This is a genomic window from Sporosarcina koreensis, from assembly GCF_000826145.2.
GTDB classification, from domain to species: domain Bacteria; phylum Bacillota; class Bacilli; order Bacillales_A; family Planococcaceae; genus Sporosarcina; species Sporosarcina trichiuri.
The window spans coordinates 135,350-155,212 of the sequence record NZ_LN651335.1 but is presented as its reverse complement, the minus strand read 5'-3'; the positions used below and the strand labels follow the sequence as shown (position 1 = coordinate 155,212).

The following is a 19,863-nucleotide window of genomic DNA, read 5'->3' as shown; positions in this document are numbered from 1 at the left end:
CGGCGCAGTATTTATTTATTCGTCCACTTTCAGAATCTTGTCGGTTCCTTGACGCTGGAATCCTTTTTTCAGGATATGCAGGTTCGCTTTGTCGACGTTTGTGAAGATGACCGGTGTCACAACGGAAGGCGCATGCTCCCCGATGTAGTCGAGGTCGATATTCAGCAGAGCGTCACCGCGCTGGATGAGCTGGCCGTTTTCAACGAGCAGTTCGAACCCTTTTCCGTTCAGCTTCACCGTGTCGAGACCGACGTGGATCAGCACTTCGACGCCTGTGTCCGTTTCAAGACCGATGGCGTGGTTTGTCGGGAACACACTCACCACTTTACCGTCGATCGGTGAATGGATCGTTTTCCCTTTCGGCATGATTCCGAAACCAGGGCCCATCATTTCTTTAGCGAAGACATCATCCGGCACTTCCGACAGCGGAATGATATCGCCGTCGACCGGCATCGTGAAGTCCGTCTCCGGCAAGGCCTTTACATCATGTGTCTGTGTATCCAGTTCCATCGCCTCTTCCGTCTCCGGCGGCGGATTGCCGTTCGTCATGCGCCGTTTCATCGCCTCTGCGAGGAATTCGACCGCTGTGCCGATGACGACCTGGACATTCGTCTTGCTGATCTTCATGAAGCCCATTGCGCCGTAGCGCTTCAATTCTTTCTCATCGATGATATCCGAGTCTTTCACTGTCAGGCGGAGACGTGTCGTACAGTAGTCGATCGCCTGGATGTTGCTGATACCGCCGAGTGCTTCGATCGTGTGGTAGGCTTTCACTTCCACGATATCGTCCCCATAGACCGCCTCTTCGGAAGAGACATCGTCGTCATCTTCACGGCCCGGTGTTTTCAGGTCGAGCTTGACGATCAGGAAGTAGAAGATGATGAAGTACAGGACCCCGAACACGAGACCGATCACGAGCAGGGTGAGAGGATTCTGTGCAAGACCGAAGTTCAGCACATAGTCGATCGCACCGGCCGAGAAACCGAATCCGTGGTGGACGTCAAACAGGTACGAGACGATCATGGACGCGCCTGTCAGCAGGGCGTGCACGACGTACAGGACAGGTGACAGGAACATGAACGCGAACTCGATCGGTTCGGTGATCCCTGTCAGGAACGATGTGAACGCGATACTGAAGAGCATCCCGCCGACAATCGCTTTCTTTTCCTTCTTCGCTGCCGCATACATGGCAAGACATGCTGCCGGCAGACCGAACATCATGATCGGGAAGAAACCGGACAGGAACGGACCAGCTGTCGGGTCCCCTTTGAGGAACCGGTTGATCTCCCCTTTGACGACTTCCCCGGTCGCCGTCGTGAAGCTTCCGAAGTCGAACCAGACGACGGTGTTGATGACGTGGTGGAGACCCGTCGGGATGAGGAGACGGTTCAGGAATCCGTAAGCGCCAACGCCGAGCGTTCCGGCACCGAGCACCCAGTTTCCGATTGCGTCAATAACGTTCTGGATCGGCGGCCATGCAAATACGAGAATGGCAGCCGCAAGTGTCATGGTTGCCGCAGTGACGATCGGTACAAACCGGCGGCCTCCGAAGAACGCCAGGAAGTCCGGCAGTTTGATATTATAAAAACGGTTGTAAAGAAGTCCTGCGATGATACCGGAAATGATACCGCCGAATACACCCATGTTGATATTTTCATCAATGGCGCCGAGGGCACTGGTCAGTACAAGGAAACCGACCGCTCCGGCAAGGGCTGCCCCGCCGCTGTTGTCATGGGCGAATCCCATCGCAATCCCGATGGCAAAGATCAGTGCCAGGTTGCCGATGATTCCGTCACCAGCCGCAGCGATCAGCGGAATATTGAGCAGGTCATCCTGCCCGAGACGCAGCAGCAAGGCAGCTGCCGGCAGGGTCGCAATCGGAAACATCAGTGATTTCCCGATGCGCTGAATAAAGTTCATCATCTTCTTCTCACTCCTTTTAAGTTTTCTTACTATTCACTATACCGCTGGTGCGGTCTAGTTGTCTAGACCAATTTTAACAGAAACCAAGAAGTTTGTAAGCGTTTTATTGAAGATATGAAAAAAAGTGCGGGAATATGAAAAAACGCAATCAGAGAATGATCTTCCCTGCCCGCGTTTCCTCATACTACTCACCGACTATCCATGCAGGTCAGCCATCCACTTTCACAATGCCTGCCGTGCCGGATTCCTGTCTGCCTTGTTTCAGCAAGTGAACGTTCCCTTTTTCCGTATTCGTGAAGATGATAGGCGTCACAGCGGACGGGGCGTTCGCCCGGATATGGGCAAAATCCGCTTTCAGCAGCGGTTCCCCCTGCCGGACCTCCTGGCCGTCCTCTACAAGCAGGTCAAACCCCTCTCCGTTCAGCTTCACGGTATCGAGTCCGATATGGATGAGTACTTCCACCCCTGAATCGGACATAAGGCCGACTGCGTGCTTCGTCGGGAACGTGCTGACGATTTTGCCGTTCACGGGTGAGGTGATCGTCCCGTCTTCCGGATCGACCGCAAACCCCGGTCCCATCATCTCCTGTGCGAAAACGGGATCCGGTACGTCCGCAAGCGGCATGACAGTTCCGGTCACAGGCATGACGAACGCGCCTTCCGTCAGACCGCCGCCGGCAGGCTCCGGTGCCGGCGCTCCTTCAGTTTCCGTTTCCCCGCGCAGTGACTGCGCCATCTTCTTGAAGAAATTCGCCAATGTCTCCACTCTCCTTTTCATCGTACTGTACCCTCAGGGAAGTCCGTTTACTACTCCCCGATGAAATATTTCACGAGGCTGTCGAGCATTTTCGGCAGGCGGATGAACGCGCTCTCGATATGCAGGCGCTCCGTCCGCTGGTGCGCATCCTTGCCGAACGGCCCCACGTTGAGAACGGGTGCATCGAGTGCTTTCATCTCCTCGAATGGCATCCAGTACGTCTCACCCCAGACCGGCGTGTTGTTCTCGAACGACTTCCAGCCGCTGCCTTCGTCCTCATAATGGACGTAGCTCAGGTCGCTGATCCCGTTGAAATAATGGATCTGCGAGACTTCCGTGCCGAGGGAGACCGCTTTCTCCTTCATGAGCGTCACCAGTTCCCCGACCAGCGCATCCTCCGATGTGTTGACCGACGGATAATATGGCGGCGCGAACAGCAGCACAGCGGCCGGCGCCAGTTCCTGGCATTCGATCATCAGTGCGTCGACAATCTTGAACGATTTGTCGCGATCATCCAATTCCCACTCGCCCGCAATTTCGGTGATCATCCGTTTCACTTCAGCCGCCCCAAGTTTTTCCGTCGCATACGTCAGCAGTTCCTCATACTTCAACAGCCGCACCTGGCCGACCCCCGGCACATCCGCCCGCCGGCAGATTTCATCGTAGGCGGACTGGCACGCACCGACAGCTTCCCGGGCGACTTCTTCGAACAGCGCCATCACGTCCGCAGCGGTCCGTTTCATCGTGAAGACATTATAGAGGGCCGTTGACCGGTACGGCGTCTGCACCGAGTAATGGGTCTTCAGGTCCTTCTGCTGGAGTGTGACCGGCAGCGGGGCCGTTTCGCCGTGATCCGTCTCCTCGAAGTTGCTGTTCCACTCCATGCGCTGCGTCAGGAAGGAGGCCATGAATGTTGACGTAATGCCTTTCAGCGGCTCGCCGACGTGTGTCTCCTTGCCATAGAACAGGGCAGCCGGCATGATCTTGCCGATGGAACCTGTATAGATGTATTCCTTCGGGTCGCCCGGTTCCTGTGAAAAGACCGGTTCGCCGTTCAGGAACAGCGTATACGTCAGCCTGTGCTCCTCTTTCAAACGGATGAGCGATTTGACGGCTGTCCGCATACCGGCGGAACTGACTTCCTCATCCGGGACGGTGAGCAGCAGCAGATTGACCGGCCAGCCGGCGTCCGCCGCTTTCTCGATGAGCGCCATATGCAGCGCAAGACCCATTTTCATATCCATTGTGCCGCGGCCGAACAGATACTCGCCGGATTCCAGATCGGCAAGCGCTTCATCGGGCAGCTCTTCCTTGTGCTCCTGGAGTTTCGCCGTCAGTTCTTCCGGATGGCAGGCGAACGGTTCGAGCACGCCGTATTCCTCTGTCCAGACGGTGTCATAATGGCTGATCAGCACAATCGTATCCTGTGCGTTCGGATGCTTGTACAGCGCCGTCACGGAATTCCTGCCGAGCCCCGCGTCATGGAGCTCCACGAGATCCGGCTGTTCATCGAAATACGGGATGCTGCGCAGTTTTTCCGCAAGCCGGTGGGGGAATGCCTTCTCCCCTTCCGTCGTCGTCCGGCTCTCCCAATTCACGAGTTCACACAGCAGGCCGCGCAGTGTCTCCGGCGTGCTCCACTGCAAAGGTGCTGTTATACGCTGGTTCGTCATCTATACCCCTCCCTGATAAGTTACCGCCATCGTGCATCTGGATGCCTGTATTGCATCCTGACAGTCTTTTCTGTCTACACTGTCGAGTGTACTCGTTTTCCCCGGAAGAATCACTTGGGACAGGCTGACGTTTCCCTTGCATCCTCATAAACATAAGTTTATAATATAAACATAAGTTTAAACCTCATTCTGAATGAAAGGCGGTCAGGACATGAATGAAAAAGAGCATCAGCTCCTACAGCTGCTGCGCCGTGATCCGTACTGCTCCCAGCAGGAACTGGCCGACCAGCTCGGCCTGTCGCGTCCGGCTGTCGCCAACCTGATCTCCTCGCTGACGAAGCGCGGCTATATCGAAGGCCGGGCATATGTGCTCGCGGAGGAAGAGGAGATCATCTGCATCGGCGGTGCGAACGTCGACCGGAAATTCCATGTACAGGGCCCGGTTGCCCAAGGGACCTCCAATCCATCGTCGTTGTCTGTCACGATTGGCGGGGTCGCCCGCAACGTCGCCGAGAACCTTGGCCGGCTTGGCCACCCGGTCCGCCTGCTCACAACAGCCGGGAGCGATGCGGACTGGGAACTGATCGCCGCGAATTCAGCGGCATACATGGATCTGTCATCTGTCCGTCTTCTGCCGGACCGTTCCACGGGTTCCTATTCGGCGGTGCTCGATCCGGACGGCGAACTCGTCATCGCGATGGCGGTGATGGATGTCTACGAAGCACTCGATGCGGCGTATATCTCCGAGATGGAACGCCGGCTGGCCCGCGCGAAACTCATCGTCACGGATCTGAACGTGTCAAAAGTCACAGTGCAATGCATCCGGACCATCGCCCGGCGGCACGGCGTCCCGTTCGCCATCGTCCCGGTCTCCGGCCCGAAGATGGCCAACCTGCCCGACTCACTGGAGGGCCTGGATTGGTTCATCTGCAACGAGGACGAGGCGGAAATGCTGACAGGCACCGCCATCCGGACAATGGAGGATTGGCTGACGGCCGTCCGGCAGCTGCTCGATCAAGGAATCGAACACGTTATTATCACCCGCGGACGGAACGGCATCGCTGCAGGCGACCGCACCACCGGCATCATCCGCCACCACGAAGCGATTGCGGGTGTCCATGTCGAGGACGTCACGGGGGCGGGAGACGCATTCGTTTCCGGCACCCTGCACGCCGCAGTCACTGGAAACCCGCTGCAGGATGCGGTCCGTTACGGACTGGTCAATGCAGCGAAAACGCTCGCATCCGACTCAACGGTACGCCCTGAACTGACAGCAGCAGGATTACAAAACGAACTGGAGGAATTATCATGAAATCATATATTGTCTACTCGGAAGAAGTATTGAAAGCAAAAGCGGAAGGCCAGCCGATCGTCGCGCTCGAATCGACGATCATCTCCCACGGCATGCCGTATCCGCAGAACGTACAGACCGCCCGCGAGGTGGAAGAGATCATCCGGAAGAACGGTGCGGTGCCCGCAACCATCGCACTGATCGACGGCCAGATCAAGATCGGCCTGTCCGATGAAGAACTCGAAATGTTCGGCAAAAGCGATAACGTTGCGAAAGTATCACGCCGGGATATCGGCTACCTTCTCGCAACGAAGCAGCTCGGCGCAACGACTGTGGCAGCGACGATGATCTGTGCGGATCTCGCAGAAATCCGCATCTTCGTCACAGGCGGCATCGGCGGTGTGCACCGCGGGGCAGAAATGACGATGGACATCTCCGCGGACTTGGAAGAACTCGCCAAAACGGATGTCGCTGTCGTCTGTGCAGGCGCGAAATCGATCCTCGACATCGGCCTGACTCTCGAGTACCTCGAAACGAAAGGCGTGCCGGTCATCGGTTATGAAACGGACGAGCTGCCGGCATTCTTCACCCGCAAGAGCGGCTTCCCGATCAACTTCCGTGCGGACAACCCGGAGATCGTCGCCGAAACCCTCGCTGTGAAATGGCACCTCGGCCTCACGGGCGGCGCCGTCATCGCGAACCCGATTCCGGAAGCGGACGAGATCGATCCGGATCTGATCAACCGCATCATCGAGCAGGCCCTCGCGGAAGCGAAAGAGAACAATATCAAAGGCAAGGACGTCACGCCGTTCATGCTGGCGAAAGTGAAAGAACTGACAGAAGGCAAGAGCCTGGATGCCAACATCGCCCTCGTCAAACACAACGCCGTCGTCGGCGCGAAAATCGCCGTCGCACTCAGCAAGTAATCACTGAAAAAGCTCCCCGCGGGGAGCTTTTTTGCGTGGCGTTGTCCGCGGACCGCTCGATTCCGACGGCTGAGCGATCCATTCCGCTGGCTGAGCGCTCCATTACGACGGCTGCGCGATCATTTCCCCCAGCGAACCGCTCCATTTCGCCACCCAACCGCTCCATTCCCGCGGCCGCTCACCCCCGCCCGGCCAATTCCTCCGTCGCGCCAAGTGCCCTCCTCCCCCAATCAAGCCCTGAAAAATTTGAATGGTGGGCTGCGCCTTTTCTGTTGGGGCCACCAGTGAACCAAGGGCCGGTGCGCTCAAGCAGGTGGCACTGGCGCTCAAGTTCTGGGTCAAACGCTCAAGCCGGCTGGTCAAACGCTCAAGAAACCGCCCGCACGCTCAAGCATGCCGGGAAGCGCTCAAGCAGGGGACAACCGCTCAAGCACCCCGCCGAAACGCTCAAGCCTACACTCCACCCCACCAAAAAAACAAGCAGCCCGCGGGCTGCTTGCTCCATTCACACCGCTTCCGCGCGGTGCCCGATCCATTTGTAATACACCAAATACAGCGCCGGGATCATCACCAGGGTGAACAGCCCGGAGAATGCAAGGCCTGCGATGATCGTGATGGCGAGCGCCTCGAACAGCGGATCGCCCGACACCGCCACCGGAATGAGCGCGACGATCGACGTCAGGGACGTCAGGAGGATGGGCTTGATGCGCGCGTAGCCGGATTCGACGATCGCCTCGATGACATCCATGTCCCCTTGCAGGCGGCGCGCTTCGACGAAGTCGATGAGCACAACTGCGTTCCGCACGACGATTCCCGTCAGCGAGACAATTCCCATCACGCCGAGGAAACTGAGCGGCGTCTGGGTGATGAACAATCCCAGAATCGCACCGGAAATGCCGAGGTATACGGCAAACAGCACGAGGAAAGGCAGACTGAACGACTTGAACTGGAACGCGATGACCAGATACACGAGCAGCAGGACGACGAGGAACAGGATGCCGATCTCCGCAAAGAACGCCTGCTGATCGGAGTTCTCCCCGCCCGTCGAGATGGAGTACCCATCCGGCAGTCCGTCCTTCGCTTCATCCGCAATCTCTTGCATATCCGACTTGAAGCTGTCGGACGATCCATACGCCTTCAGCGTGATCGCCCGCGCCGCCTGCTTGTGCGGGATCTGGGCGAGCTGCGGCGCCTCCTCTTCCTTCAGCAGGTCATCGAGCGGCACGAATTTCGGCGGTTCCTGTTCCGACATGGCCGGAACGGTGATCGACGACAGATCGATCGGTTTGCCGTCGTCCACGCCCTGCTGTTTCAGGACGACCTGTTTCGCGATATCCCCGTCATACTGCTTGAACAGCGGAATCCCCTGCGTCAGCAGCTGCAGCTGGTTCGTGACCAACCGGAGCGGAATGCCGTTCGCCTCGAGCGCCGTCCGGTCCGGTTCGTACACGACCGCCGGCACGGGTTCCCCGAGATTATCCGTTACGATATCCGCACCGCCGTCCAGCAGACGCTGCTTCAAGTCATCCCTCAACTCCGCAAGCCGGTCGATATCCGCACCTGTCACCGTCACGGTCACCGGCGCCCCGACAGGCGGTCCCTGCACGATCGTGTTCAAGAAGATTTCCGCATCCCCATAGCGTTTCCGGAGCTCGGGTTCCCATTTGCCGATGAATTCCGAAGCACTCGTCTTCTCTTTATCGATCCGGAATACGGCCTGCCCGGTGTTGCCGCCCGTGTTATCCATGCTGGCGGCGAACAGGTTCGGCAATCCGTCTCCTGCAAACAAGGCCGTCTCCTTGACGTGATCGTCCTCTTCCGCCACTTCATCGACAATCTTCCGGATTTCATTATCCGTCTGTTCGATCGGCGTCCCCTCCGCGAGCCGGACGTTCATCGTCACTTCCGCCTTATCGGCTGCCGGGAAGAACTCGAACGGCGTCAGCAGTGCAAGGCACAGCAGGCCGGTCGCAACCAGCAGGCCGCCGATTCCGACGACCAGCGGCCGTTTCAGAACGAACCGGAGCACCTTCTCCGAATAGAACACCGCAATCTTCTCGAGCGGTTTCCCGAGGAAGCCCGGCGTATCGGAAATCTTCTTCCGACGCCGCTTCGTCTTCATATATTGCAGCATCGGCACGAGCGTCACCGACAGCACGGTCGATGCGATGATCGTCGTGATGAGGATGCTCGGCAATGCCTTGATGAACGCGCCGTTTCCGCCAGAGAGCAGCAGCAGCGGCGAGAACGTTACGACAATCGCAAGACTCGAGGAAATGATCGACGTGTACACTTCCTTCACGCCATTCACTGCGCCGTCGAGCGGGGAATCCCCGAGCTTGTAACGCCGCTGGATGTTGTCATTGACGACGATGCTGTCGTCGACGAGAATCCCGATCGCAATGATCAGCCCGATTACGGAAATCTGGTTCAGATCAACGCCCATGAACGGAATCGGGATCAGACCCGTCAGCACCGATGCGAGAACGGTCAACGCGACCGCGAACGCCCCGTACAGCGTCAGTCCCGCCGTCGTCACGATGAGCACAGCCGCCACCGCAATCAGCAGTGACGTATACAGACTGCTGAAAATATCGTTCACATTATCCGCCTGCGACTCATACAGATGTGCCGTCACCGACTCCGGCAGGTCATCGATGAACCGGTCCATCTTCTTGCCGACCGTTTTGTCCATCGACGGGATATCCTGCCCCGGCTGGAGGAACACCGTGTACGAAATGGCCGGCTCGCCTTCGAACGTCACGATGTCTTCCGTCTCCCCCGCTGCTTCGCCGATGTCCGCCACTTTCGACAGCGGCACTGCCGCATCACCGACCTGCAGTGTCTTCAGCTTGTCGATCCCTTCCTCCCCGGCAACGCTCAGGGCGACCAGTTCCGTGCCGTCATCATGCGTCCCAAGCGACACAGGCTGGTTCGCCTGCTGGAGCACATTGAGCACATCGAACGGCTGCAGCCGGTATTGTGCGAGCTTCGCAGGATCGAGCGCAATCACAATCTGCCGGTCCGCGAACCCTTTCACGGTCGTCCCAGCCACACCTTCCGCCGACTGGATGTCATCCGACAGGCCGGACAGCGGTTTCTCGAGCTCCGCAAGCGCCGCCTCATCTCCCGTAAACATATACGAAACGAGCGGGAAGGCAAGGTCGAGTTTCCGGACATCCGGCGTCTGCACGTTCTCCGGCAGATCGGCACCGGCCCGCTGCACTTCCTGCTGCAGTTTGCTGACCGTCTGCTCGGAGTCGATCCCGTCCTTCAGCTGGATCGTCACGATCGATGCCGAATTCGCGGACACGGACTGCACCGACTCGATGCCGTCCACTTTCTTCACAGCCCGCTCGAGCGGATCCGTCACCGTCCGCTCCACCTCCTTCGGTTCCGCCCCTGGCAGGATCGCGGACACCATCACGAGATCGACCGGCGTCTCCGGAATCTCACGCTTCGGCAGTGTCAGGAACGTATAGACCCCGACCAGCATGAGGATGAATAAAAGAAAGATGAATAACTTGCTCCGTTTCAATAAATACGCCATCGCGTCCACCCTTCCCTCTTCCGATTGGATGTTATGTAAGCCTTTGCAAGACAGCCCTATGCGTCTTGCCTGCTGTCTGTTCCATCATCCCACAGCCGCAGGAAGCGCACAAATAGTAAGTCCCTAAAAGAACAGCAAGATTTGTTTGACAACTCAAGAGGAATCTTGTACAGTACATAAGGACGAACAATTATAACTAAGTCCTCAAAATCATTCGTATTTAGGAGTGTTCAACAATGGACGCAGTATTCGATTATGAAGATATCCAACTGATCCCCGCAAAATGTATCGTGAACAGCCGCTCGGAATGCGACACGTCCGTCACCCTCGGAAACCATACATTCCGCATGCCGGTCGTTCCTGCCAATATGCAGACCATCATCGATGAAAACATTGCCGTTCAGCTCGCTGAAGGCGGTTACTTCTATATTATGCACCGGTTCGATCCGGCATCCCGTCCGGCGTTCATCCGCGATATGCACAGCCGCGGCCTGATCGCATCGATCAGTGTCGGCGTCAAAGACGACGAGTACGGATTCGTCGAGCAGCTCGCTGCGGATTCCCTGATCCCCGACTACATCACAATAGACATTGCGCACGGTCACTCGAACGCGGTCATCCGCATGATCCAGCACATCAAGAAGCACCTGCCGGAAAGCTTCGTCATCGCAGGTAACGTCGGCACACCGGAAGCCGTACGTGAACTCGAGAACGCCGGCGCGGACGCAACGAAAGTCGGCATCGGGCCCGGCAAAGTCTGCATCACCAAAATCAAGACAGGCTTCGGCACAGGCGGCTGGCAGCTCGCTGCGGTCCGCTGGTGTGCGAAAGCGGCTTCGAAGCCGATCATCGCGGACGGCGGCATCCGGACGCACGGCGACATCGCAAAATCGGTCCGCTTCGGCGCGAGCATGGTGATGGTCGGGTCCCTGTTCGCAGGCCACGAGGAATCCCCGGGCCAGACCGTCGAAAAGGACGGCGGCATGTTCAAGGAATACTTCGGTTCCGCCTCCGAGTTCCAAAAAGGTGAAAAGAAGAACGTCGAAGGCAAAAAGATGTACGTCGAGTACAAAGGACCGCTCCAGGACACACTGACGGAAATGGAACAGGATCTGCAGTCGTCCATCTCCTACGCAGGCGGCCGCAACCTCGATGCCATCCGCACTGTCGACTATGCCATCGTGAAGAACTCGATCTTCAATGGCGATAAAGTCTACTGAACGGATAGAGACAAATAAAACCGGAGCTCCCGCAGAAGGAGCTCCGGTTTTATTCATTACATACCGAACGCAAATACGAAGACGAACAGCAGGATCATCAGTGCGGCGATCAGGAATCCGGCGACGAGCACGAGCAGATTGACACCGAACCCTTTCCAGGCGGAGAAGCCGTGCACCAGCCCGATCCCTTTGCTGGAAATCACAATCGCATAGATGCCAAGCGCGAACGTCAGGAAGTTCACAAACAGATAGACCGTCAGCGGCAGATACGTGATGGTCAGACTTTCCGGGTCCGGTGTCTTGAACGCAAGCTCCCCGTACACGGCGATGACGGCATAGTTGACCGGTGCCATCCAGATCATCGGAATCGACGAAGCCGGCACGACCCGCAGCATGTCACGGAACGTCCCCCGTCCGCCGAAGATACCACGGCCGATCCACGTATAGAGCGCCGAGCCGATCACCCAGGAGATCAGGGCACCGACGAATGTCGTGATGATCAGCAGCGGAATCTGGACCCCTAACGGCAGGCTGGACGTGAGATTGGTATTGCCAGCCTGGTAGCCGCCGGTCGACAGGGCGGCGAGCGCCAGGATGGCGACCGCGTATTTCAGCGACAGCCGGTCTTTCATATAGTTCAGCACATCGGTCGGGCGCGACCAGATGCTGACAAGCGGTTTGAAATTCATATCCATTTCCTCCTTGGAATAAAGGCTCCCCAAACAGTGAAAAGATGGTAAACTGGGAAGACCGGGGGTGGTATCGTTTGAAAAAGAAAATCTGGATCGCAGTCGCGGTCCTCGTCCTCATCCTGATCGCTGCGCTTGTCTTCGCCGGCAACTACTTCTACAACCAGGGCATCAAACGGGGCACCGAGGTCAAATTGCACAGCGAACCGATCGGCGTCAACGACCTGGCGTCCGATGAAGACCGGGAGCTTCTGACAGAAGCCAAGGATTGGTATATGGAACAGGACAAAAATCTGGTCACCATGAAATCCTTTGACAGCCTTAAACTGAAAGCGCAGTTCATCAAAAATCCGGATAACCCGGATCGTCGTGCCGTAATTCTCGCCCATGGGTTCCGCAACACAGGGGACAATATGGGGAAATACGCGAAATTCTATTATGATCGCGGATTCGATATCCTGCTGCCGGACGCCCGGGGGCACGGCCAGAGTGAGGGTGAGTATATCGGCTACGGCTGGCACGAGCGTCTCGATTATAAGGACTGGATCACGTATCTTATTCAACAGCATGACGCAAACGAGATCATTTTACAAGGAAATTCCATGGGGGCGGCGACCGTTCTCATGACGAGCGGGGAAACGCTGCCCGAGCAGGTGAAAGGGATCATCGCGGACAGCTCCTACACGACCGTCAAAGCGGAGCTCGCCCACCAGCTCAAGTCGATCTACGGGCTGCCCGCCTTCCCGCTGCTCGACGTGACGAGTGTCGTGGCGAAAGTACGAGCGGGCTATACCTTGCAGGAAGCGTCCGCGATCGATCAGGTGCGGAAAAACACGCGCCCGCTTCTGCTCATCCATGGCGACAAGGATGACCTCGTGCCGACTGCGATGGCCGATGTGCTGTACAAAGCCGCAGGCGGCGACAAGGAACTGTGGATTGTGCCGGATGCCGGCCATACGAAAGCGTTCGACAACCGCACGGCGGAATACGAACGCAGACTTTCCGAGTTTCTGGATAAAGTGCTCGACTGACCCGAAAACCCGTCTCCCCCGACACAGGGCGGACGGGTTTTTTTACGAGCCGTATTCAGTCGTTTCCCGTGCGCCCTTGCAGGGTAGTCAGGAAGTAAGACTAGAAACGGCACAGCCGCTGCAAGGAGGCACACACATTTGGTACCGAGACTGATCTTGAAACTCCGAAGCAGCATCTGGTTCATTCCGGGTCTATATGCCGTGCTCGCCTCTCTGCTGGCACTCGGCATGGTCCTGGTCGATACGACTTTCAATACGCAAGTGAAAGGGTTCATTCCCGAGTATTTGCGGACATCCGTTGATCTTGCCCAGACGATTCTCGGCACGATTTCCGGTGCACTGCTGACGATGACGACGATCACGTTCTCGACGATCATGGTCGTCCTGACAATGTATTCGTCCCAGTTCTCACCACGCACGCTGCAGAATTTCCTGAACGCACCGTCCACGCAGCGGGTGCTCGGCATGTTCATGGGCGGGTTCATCTACTCGATCCTGTCGCTGCTGTTCATGCGCAAGCAGTCCATCACCCATGAAGTCGTCTCCGCTACGGTCGCTGTCCTGCTGGCAGTCGTCTGCCTGGCATTCTTCGCGTATTTCATCCACAAAGTCGGCAGGGCCGTGCAGGTGAGCCGGCTGATCCGGAATCTGGCTGATGATGTGCTGGAGACGATTGATGAGACGATGCGTGCCGTGGAAGAAGAAGCGGTCGTCACCCTGCCAGAGAAACCCCCATTAGCTGCCGCCTATTCTTCCGTCACCGAATTCAGGAATGGTACGTATGGGTACATCCAATCGATCCAGATCAGAGAATTGGCGGATTGGGCGGCTGAACAGGAGGCGGTGATCGATATCCTGACGCCGATCGGCACCTTTGTCGGAACGGAAAGCATGATTGCCGCCGTCTACCATGACAGCAGGCTGCCGGACTTTGAGCCGGCCCGTAAGTTCACTGTCGGCGAAGAACGGTCGACCTTGCAGGACGTGGAGTACGGCATCGAAAAGATTGCGGAGATCGGCTTGCGCGCGCTATCCCCGGGCATCAACGACCCGAACACGGCCGTGCGCTGCATCCATACACTCGGCGAAGTCCTCGAGCGGGCCACCCATCTGCCCGGCGGGTTCCGTGTCCGCTATGCAGAGGGGAATAAACCGTGCCTGATCCTCCCCCAGGCGAGTCTGGCCGATCATCTGTATGCCGCGTTCAGCCAGATGAGTTTCTACGGCAGGCAGGATGCCGCTGTCCTGCATGCCATGCTCGATGCCCTCCTGTATATCGCAAGGAGCCGGCGTTCCTCCCACGAGACGCTGAATGAGGTCAGACGGATCGGTGAGTACGTCTGGAACCGCTTCGATCATACCGGACTCGAGCCGCTCGATTCGGAACGGCTTGCTGACAAACAGCAGTCGCTCCGTGCGCTGACCGCAGACGGGCCGCATACTTCCCTGTCCGACGGCCATCCTATCGGGTAAAAGAGGTGGTTGGATGGATTGGAGTCTTTTATGGAAAGCGGTCGTGGTCGTGATTGCCGGGACCCTGTTCCTGCGGCTCGCGGGCCGCAAATCGATCTCCCAGATGACGCTCGCACAGACGGTCATCATGATCGGACTCGGCTCCCTGCTCGTGCAGCCGATCGTCGGCCATAATGTCTGGTCCACGATGCTCGTCGGGCTGATGCTGATCATCACCCTCATCGTCATCGAATTCCTGGAAGTCAAAGTCAACCGGGTGGAAGGGCTGGTGACGGGCCGTGCCAAAATCGTCATTTTGGACGGCGTGCTGCAGGAACAGACGCTGCGGAAACTCAGGTTCACGGTGGATCAGCTGGAGATGGAACTCCGCCAGCAGAACATCACCCGGATTGAGGACGTGAAATGGGCGACGCTGGAACCGAACGGACAGGTCGGCTGTGAACTGATGGAGAGTGCGAAGCCCGCAACGAAGCAGGACCTGTACATCCTGCGCCAGGAACTGGAGGCCGTCCTGAAAAAACTGGACGCGTACCCGGTGCCGCATATCACGGAAAACATCCCGGCGGAGCAGAGCCTGTTTACGGAAACCGCCAACAAAGATCTGAAAAACGGGGCACCGAAACGACTCGAATAAGGTGCCCCGCAGAAGGAGGACACCAGTTTGAAACTGATCATCACCGGCGACACCCACCTCCCGGGCCGCGGCAGCCGGCTTCCCCGACGGCTGCTCGATGCATGCCGGGACGCCGACCTCATCATACATACAGGGGATTTCCGGTCACCGGACGTATTGGAGACGTTATCGTCGTATGCCAAAGTACGTGCGGTCTACGGCAATATTGACGGGGAAGATATCCAGGCCCTCGTTCCCGACCGGCAGCTTTTCGACGCAGGCGGGCTGCGGATCGGCCTCGTCCACGGCCACGGAGCGAAACGGACGACCGAACAGCGCGCTCTGGAGGCGTTCACGGATGACGACATCGATATCCTGATCTACGGTCACTCCCACATCCCCGTCATCAAATACTTCAAAGGGATGCTGCTGCTGAACCCCGGCTCCCCGACCGATAAGCGGAAACTGCCGTACTACTCGTTCATTGAACTGACAATTGCAGACGAACCTCACGCCGAGCTCGTGCTGTTTTCGTATAAAACCTAAGCGGCGGCTGGGGTATCGAGCGGTGGCGGAATGGAGCGCTTCGGTAAAGGATTGGAGCGCTTAGCCAAGCGAATGGATCACTTCGCCGGACGAATCGAGCGGTCGGGCCAGGCAATCGAGCGGTTACACGGTCGAATGGATCGCTCAGCGCCGCCAATATAATCGCCCTGCTGAAAAGGAGCGCCCGCGGGCGCTCCTTTCAATCTGAATCCACCTTCAGCAGCTGCATCTGCTCATTAAAAAAACTCCGGTACGACAAGTAGCCGAGGAGGACACTCGTCATCGCAGCCGTCGACAACAGCAAAAACACGATGAGCAGCTGGAACTGCACGGCCTGGATCGGGTCGGCGCCGGCGATGATCTGGCCGCTCATCATGCCAGGCAGCTGGACGAGTCCGATCGTCTTCTGGCTTTCGATCGTCGGGATCATGCTCGCCTGGATCGCCTTCAGCAGCTGCCGGTTGATGGACTGTTTCGGCGTACCGCCGAGCGACAGGATCAGTTCCGTCTGATCCCGGTGGCTTTCGATCTCCGAGGTGAACCGGTTCAAAAACAGGATGGCGAGCACCATCGAGTTGCCGATCACCATCCCGCTGATCGAGATGATATATTGCGCGGTCGCCGGAACGATGTGCAGCCCGAGCAGCACCCCTTGCGTGATCAGCTCGATTGCCGCAAACGTCACGAACAGCTTCCACGTGATACCCTTCACCGCTTTCCCTTTATGGCGCGCATTCTGCACAGCCGCCCCGATCATCAGCAGCACCATCAGGAGGATGAATACCGCATGCTCCGACTCGAAGACGAATTTCAGCACGAAGCCGACCGCAATCAGCTGGACGGCGGAGCGGATGGTCGCAATCAGCGTATCTTTCTCCAGTCCGAGATGCAGCGTCTTTGACAGCAGCAGCGGGATGAGCACGAAGATAAGCGTCAGGCTCAATGTCAGCCAGCTCATGCTTTTACCCCCTCTGCAAACTGTCGGACCGCCGCATCATCGGATGACCGGATGTCCGCTGCTGAACCTTCTGCCCGGATGACACCATCCGCCATCACCCAGAAATGCTCGCCGACCCGGAACGCCTGGTCAAGATTATGCGTGATCCATACAACCGTCACGGCCTGTTCCCGGTTCAGCCTGACGATCAATGCCTCGATCTCCCGCAATGATTCAGGATCGAGAGAAGCTGTTATCTCATCCAGCAGCAAGATCTTCGATTCATTTATCAGCGTCCGGGCGATAGATACTTTCTGGCGCTGCCCGCCCGACAGATTGCGGGCATCCTGTCCGAGTAGCTCATCCGGCAGTCCCACACGGTCCATCACCTCCGCCGCCTCTTGGTCAGACAGTTTCTTTCCCTGTAAAGTCATTGGCAATGCCAGATTATCCAGCACGGTACCGGCGATCATCGGGGAGTTCTGCAGTACAATTCCCGCCTGCCGACGCAGTGTGACCGGCGGCAGGTCCTGGATCGCCGCGTTCCCTATGTAAATTTGTCCTGCAGTCGGACTGATGAGCCCATTGCACAGCTTCAGCAAGGTCGTCTTACCTGCTCCGGACGGCCCGATCAGTGCTGTAATCTTTCCGGACGGTGCACATCCGGATGCTTGCCGGATAATTGGTTTGTCCTCTGTTTCAAACGTTACACCTGCCAGACGCAGGGCATTATCTGCCTGACTCATCTTTTCTTTCATCCTCAGTGGTCCCCCATCTCATTCAGTCATTACTGATTGCGCCTGTTAAAAACCCTTAAATAATAATTCAATCGGCCTATTGTATTCATACCTTTTCGATCAATAATCAAACAATAACATAGTTCACGGAAAAAGGAGTCTGACCCTTATGAAACTTCCGTTCTTGCACAAAAAACGGCGCAGTACCCCACCGCTTCTGATCGCTGCCAGTTTCCTGCTGACGATCTTGATAGGCACCATCCTGCTGAAACTGCCGGCAGCGACCACTGCACCGATCACCTGGACGGATGCGATGTTCACCGCTGCATCTGCCACAACGGTGACCGGTCTGTCGGTGTTTGATATCGCCTCCACCCTGACCCTGTTCGGCGAACTCGTCCTGCTGGCACTCATCCAGATCGGCGGCGTCGGCCTCATGGCGTTCGCCGTCGCTGTGCTCATCCTGCTCGGCCGGAAAGTCGGGATGAAAAACCGGCTGTTCCTGCAGGAATCGTTCAGCCAGCAGTCGATCGGCGGTACAGTCAAGTTCCTGCGCAGTATTTTCGCCTTCGTGTTCATCACGGAAGGGATCGCATTCATCCTGCTTTCCCTCGTCTGGGTGCCGAAGTTCGGCTGGACGCACGGTCTGTACTACAGTTTGTTCCATGTCGTTTCAGCATTCAACAATGCGGGGTTCTCCCTGTTCCCGGATAACCTGATCGGATTCGCAGGCGACTGGCCGGTGACGCTGATCATCTCCTCGCTGTTCATCATCGGAGGTCTCGGCTTCACGGTAGTGCTCGACCTGCTCACTGCTCGACGGGCGAGGGACTGGTCGCTCCATACGAAGATGATGGTCGCAGGTACACTGATCATGAATGCTGTCGCGATGATCATCTGGTTCCTGCTCGAATTCCATAATGCCAAAACGATCGGCGGGATGCCGGTCGGCGATCAGCTCCTGACGTCCTATTTCCAGGCGGTCACCCCGCGGACAGCCGGCTTCAACATGGTGCCGATCGGTGACATGACCGACAGTTCAATGCTGTTGACCCTTGCCCTGATGTTCATCGGCGGCGGAAGTGCTTCCACTGCTTCCGGTATCAAGCTGACGACATTCCTGGTGATCGTGCTTGCGACCATCGCCTATTTCCGCGGAACGAATGAGCCGCACCTGTTCAACCGCACCATCAAGACCGAGATCATCGTCAGGTCGCTTGCGATTGCCGCCATCAGTTCGATGGTCGTCTTCCTCGCATGCTTCCTGCTGACAGTGACCGAATCGTTCGGATTCCTGCCGCTCTTCATGGAAACCGTATCTGCCTTCGGCACGGTCGGCCTGTCCGTCGGGATTACAGGTGACCTGAGTCCAGCCGGTGAATGGATCATCAGCATTGTCATGTTCCTCGGCCGGATCGGTCCGCTGACACTGTTCTTCCTGCTGATCCGCCAAAAGAAAGAGACATTCCGCTACTCGTACGACCGCGTGCATACCGGATAACGTGAAAAGCTGCCGTTCCCTTGGCATGACAAGGAAATGGCAGCTTTTTATTGTTTTTGCGCGAGGGGAACACGGGCTGAAGGCATCGTTATGAGCACTTCGCCGCTATTTATGATCACTTTTGGACATTTATGATCACTCTGCAGGTTTTATGATCACATTCAGCGGTTTATGATCACTTTTCCAGGTTTATGATCATTTCCAGTGGTTTATGATCACTTTTGCCGTTTTATGAGCACTTCACCGACGGAAGCCTGTTGAACACCTTCACTGGATCTTCAGCAAGTCGAATGGCGTGATGATGCCGATCAATTCCTCGTCCGGCTTGGCGGTCTCGGTGATCAGCAGGGCCTCCAGCCGGGTGCCTTTCGTGATGGCGCGCTTGAAGTAGTCCTCTGCTTCGTATATGGACAAGTCCCGTCTGACAAATTCAAATGATTTTTTCCGTTTTTCATAGTTGTAGACGTCCGCCAATGTCGGTATTTCCCGGGAAATATCGCTTGCTGTCGAATGACCGGCAAACCAGTACGTAATGCCGGCAGCAGTGATCAGTCCCTGGAATTTACCTTGGTCGTAGAACGGCAGCTGACTGAACTTGTTCTCGTGCATGATCTTTAATGCGTCCGTCAGCTGATCGGATGCTTGCAGGGTGTGGACTTTGCAGCCGAACAAAGCGCCGACATTCAGCGGATTGCTGATCTTCTTGTCCAGCTCCTCGATTTTGTCGACGACGTCCTCATGCGGTTCGGCGATGACATAGTCGACCCCCGTCCGGTGATGGACGATGGCATTGCGCAGGTCACCGAACTCCCTCAGATCATCTTCGTTGTTCCGGACCACGGAATTCTTCACTTTCGCTTTATCGACCAGCCGGTAGAACGGCAGGTAACTGTTTTCTCCGACTTTCTTGACGAGTGCTTTCTCCAGCCGATTGTAGGCGGCGATAAAGCGTTCTGAGTTTTTTACAGACATACCAAGAATCAGCTCCTTTCGGCT

16 protein-coding genes are annotated in these 19,863 nt (G+C 57.0%); 8 read left to right on the top strand and 8 right to left on the bottom strand.

The genetic code is table 11. From position 1 onward, the window contains the following. Positions 1 to 15 precede the first annotated feature (15 nt). The 3 genes from nagE to BN1190_RS02235 all read right to left on the bottom strand — a co-directional run bounded on the left by nagE (position 16) and on the right by BN1190_RS02235 (position 4,353). Positions 16 to 1,923: an N-acetylglucosamine-specific PTS transporter subunit IIBC gene (gene nagE / locus BN1190_RS02245; protein ID WP_040285401.1), complete on the bottom strand. Its 1,908-nt coding sequence runs from the start codon at positions 1,921 to 1,923 to the stop codon at positions 16 to 18. 208 nt (positions 1,924 to 2,131) lie between these two features. Then, positions 2,132 to 2,701 (bottom strand): PTS sugar transporter subunit IIA, encoded by a 570-nt coding sequence (locus BN1190_RS02240; RefSeq protein ID WP_082023235.1) that lies wholly within the window; start codon positions 2,699 to 2,701, stop codon positions 2,132 to 2,134. Positions 2,702 to 2,730: 29 nt separating this feature from the next. After that, positions 2,731 to 4,353 carry a M20/M25/M40 family metallo-hydrolase gene (locus tag BN1190_RS02235; RefSeq protein ID WP_040285399.1) on the bottom strand — a complete coding sequence of 541 codons (1,623 nt, stop codon included), beginning with the start codon at positions 4,351 to 4,353 and terminating at the stop codon, positions 2,731 to 2,733. Between the two features lie 211 nt (positions 4,354 to 4,564). On the opposite strand from BN1190_RS02235, the gene BN1190_RS02230 reads away from it, so the two are divergent. Together BN1190_RS02230 and BN1190_RS02225 are read left to right on the top strand one after the other, a co-directional pair. After that, positions 4,565 to 5,665 (top strand): carbohydrate kinase, encoded by a 1,101-nt coding sequence (locus BN1190_RS02230; RefSeq protein WP_179860732.1) that lies wholly within the window; start codon positions 4,565 to 4,567, stop codon positions 5,663 to 5,665. Then, complete coding sequence (locus BN1190_RS02225) at positions 5,662 to 6,570, top strand: pseudouridine-5'-phosphate glycosidase (RefSeq protein WP_040285397.1); 909 nt, start codon at positions 5,662 to 5,664, stop codon at positions 6,568 to 6,570. Before BN1190_RS02230 ends, BN1190_RS02225 begins: the two co-directional genes overlap by 4 nt. 505 nt (positions 6,571 to 7,075) lie before the next feature. Here BN1190_RS02225 and BN1190_RS02220 read toward each other — a convergent pair. Next, positions 7,076 to 10,120: an efflux RND transporter permease subunit gene (locus tag BN1190_RS02220; RefSeq protein ID WP_040285396.1), complete on the bottom strand. Its 3,045-nt coding sequence runs from the start codon at positions 10,118 to 10,120 to the stop codon at positions 7,076 to 7,078. A gap of 236 nt (positions 10,121 to 10,356) precedes the next feature. Here BN1190_RS02220 and guaC point away from each other — a divergent pair, with 236 nt between their 5' ends. Continuing rightward, positions 10,357 to 11,340, top strand: coding sequence for a GMP reductase (guaC, locus tag BN1190_RS02215; RefSeq protein WP_040285395.1), 984 nt, complete (start codon positions 10,357 to 10,359; stop codon positions 11,338 to 11,340). A 56-nt stretch (positions 11,341 to 11,396) separates the two neighbouring features. Here the strand turns inward: guaC and BN1190_RS02210 are convergent, their stop codons facing one another. Then, positions 11,397 to 12,029: a YIP1 family protein gene (locus tag BN1190_RS02210; protein WP_040285394.1), complete on the bottom strand. Its 633-nt coding sequence runs from the start codon at positions 12,027 to 12,029 to the stop codon at positions 11,397 to 11,399. Between the two features lie 77 nt (positions 12,030 to 12,106). Here BN1190_RS02210 and BN1190_RS02205 point away from each other — a divergent pair, with 77 nt between their 5' ends. From BN1190_RS02205 to BN1190_RS02190, 4 genes are all read left to right on the top strand, one after another. Further along, the gene (locus BN1190_RS02205; protein ID WP_040285393.1) at positions 12,107 to 13,060 is read left to right on the top strand and encodes an alpha/beta hydrolase; all 954 of its coding nucleotides are present in this window, start codon (positions 12,107 to 12,109) and stop codon (positions 13,058 to 13,060) included. A gap of 138 nt (positions 13,061 to 13,198) precedes the next feature. Beyond that, positions 13,199 to 14,533 (top strand): DUF2254 domain-containing protein, encoded by a 1,335-nt coding sequence (locus BN1190_RS02200; RefSeq protein ID WP_052461653.1) that lies wholly within the window; start codon positions 13,199 to 13,201, stop codon positions 14,531 to 14,533. Between the two features lie 13 nt (positions 14,534 to 14,546). Continuing rightward, the gene (locus BN1190_RS02195) at positions 14,547 to 15,167 is read left to right on the top strand and encodes a DUF421 domain-containing protein (RefSeq protein ID WP_040285392.1); all 621 of its coding nucleotides are present in this window, start codon (positions 14,547 to 14,549) and stop codon (positions 15,165 to 15,167) included. Between the two features lie 27 nt (positions 15,168 to 15,194). Continuing rightward, positions 15,195 to 15,692, top strand: coding sequence for a metallophosphoesterase family protein (locus BN1190_RS02190; RefSeq protein WP_040285391.1), 498 nt, complete (start codon positions 15,195 to 15,197; stop codon positions 15,690 to 15,692). Positions 15,693 to 15,891: 199 nt separating this feature from the next. On the opposite strand, the gene BN1190_RS02185 is transcribed toward BN1190_RS02190, so the two are convergent. Both BN1190_RS02185 and BN1190_RS02180 read right to left on the bottom strand, forming a co-directional pair. Further along, positions 15,892 to 16,650, bottom strand: coding sequence for an ABC transporter permease (locus BN1190_RS02185; protein ID WP_040285390.1), 759 nt, complete (start codon positions 16,648 to 16,650; stop codon positions 15,892 to 15,894). Continuing rightward, positions 16,647 to 17,375: an ABC transporter ATP-binding protein gene (locus BN1190_RS02180; protein ID WP_040285648.1), complete on the bottom strand. Its 729-nt coding sequence runs from the start codon at positions 17,373 to 17,375 to the stop codon at positions 16,647 to 16,649. Before BN1190_RS02180 ends, BN1190_RS02185 begins: the two co-directional genes overlap by 4 nt. A gap of 151 nt (positions 17,376 to 17,526) precedes the next feature. Here BN1190_RS02180 and BN1190_RS02175 point away from each other — a divergent pair, with 151 nt between their 5' ends. After that, on the top strand, positions 17,527 to 18,867 hold the full coding sequence (locus tag BN1190_RS02175) for a TrkH family potassium uptake protein (protein ID WP_425313918.1): 1,341 nt from the start codon (positions 17,527 to 17,529) through the stop codon (positions 18,865 to 18,867). 267 nt (positions 18,868 to 19,134) lie between these two features. Here the strand turns inward: BN1190_RS02175 and BN1190_RS02170 are convergent, their stop codons facing one another. Beyond that, a complete protein-coding gene (locus tag BN1190_RS02170; RefSeq protein ID WP_040285388.1) occupies positions 19,135 to 19,839 on the bottom strand; it encodes a CBS domain-containing protein in 705 nt (234 codons plus the stop codon). Between the last annotated feature and the right edge of the window lie 24 nt (positions 19,840 to 19,863).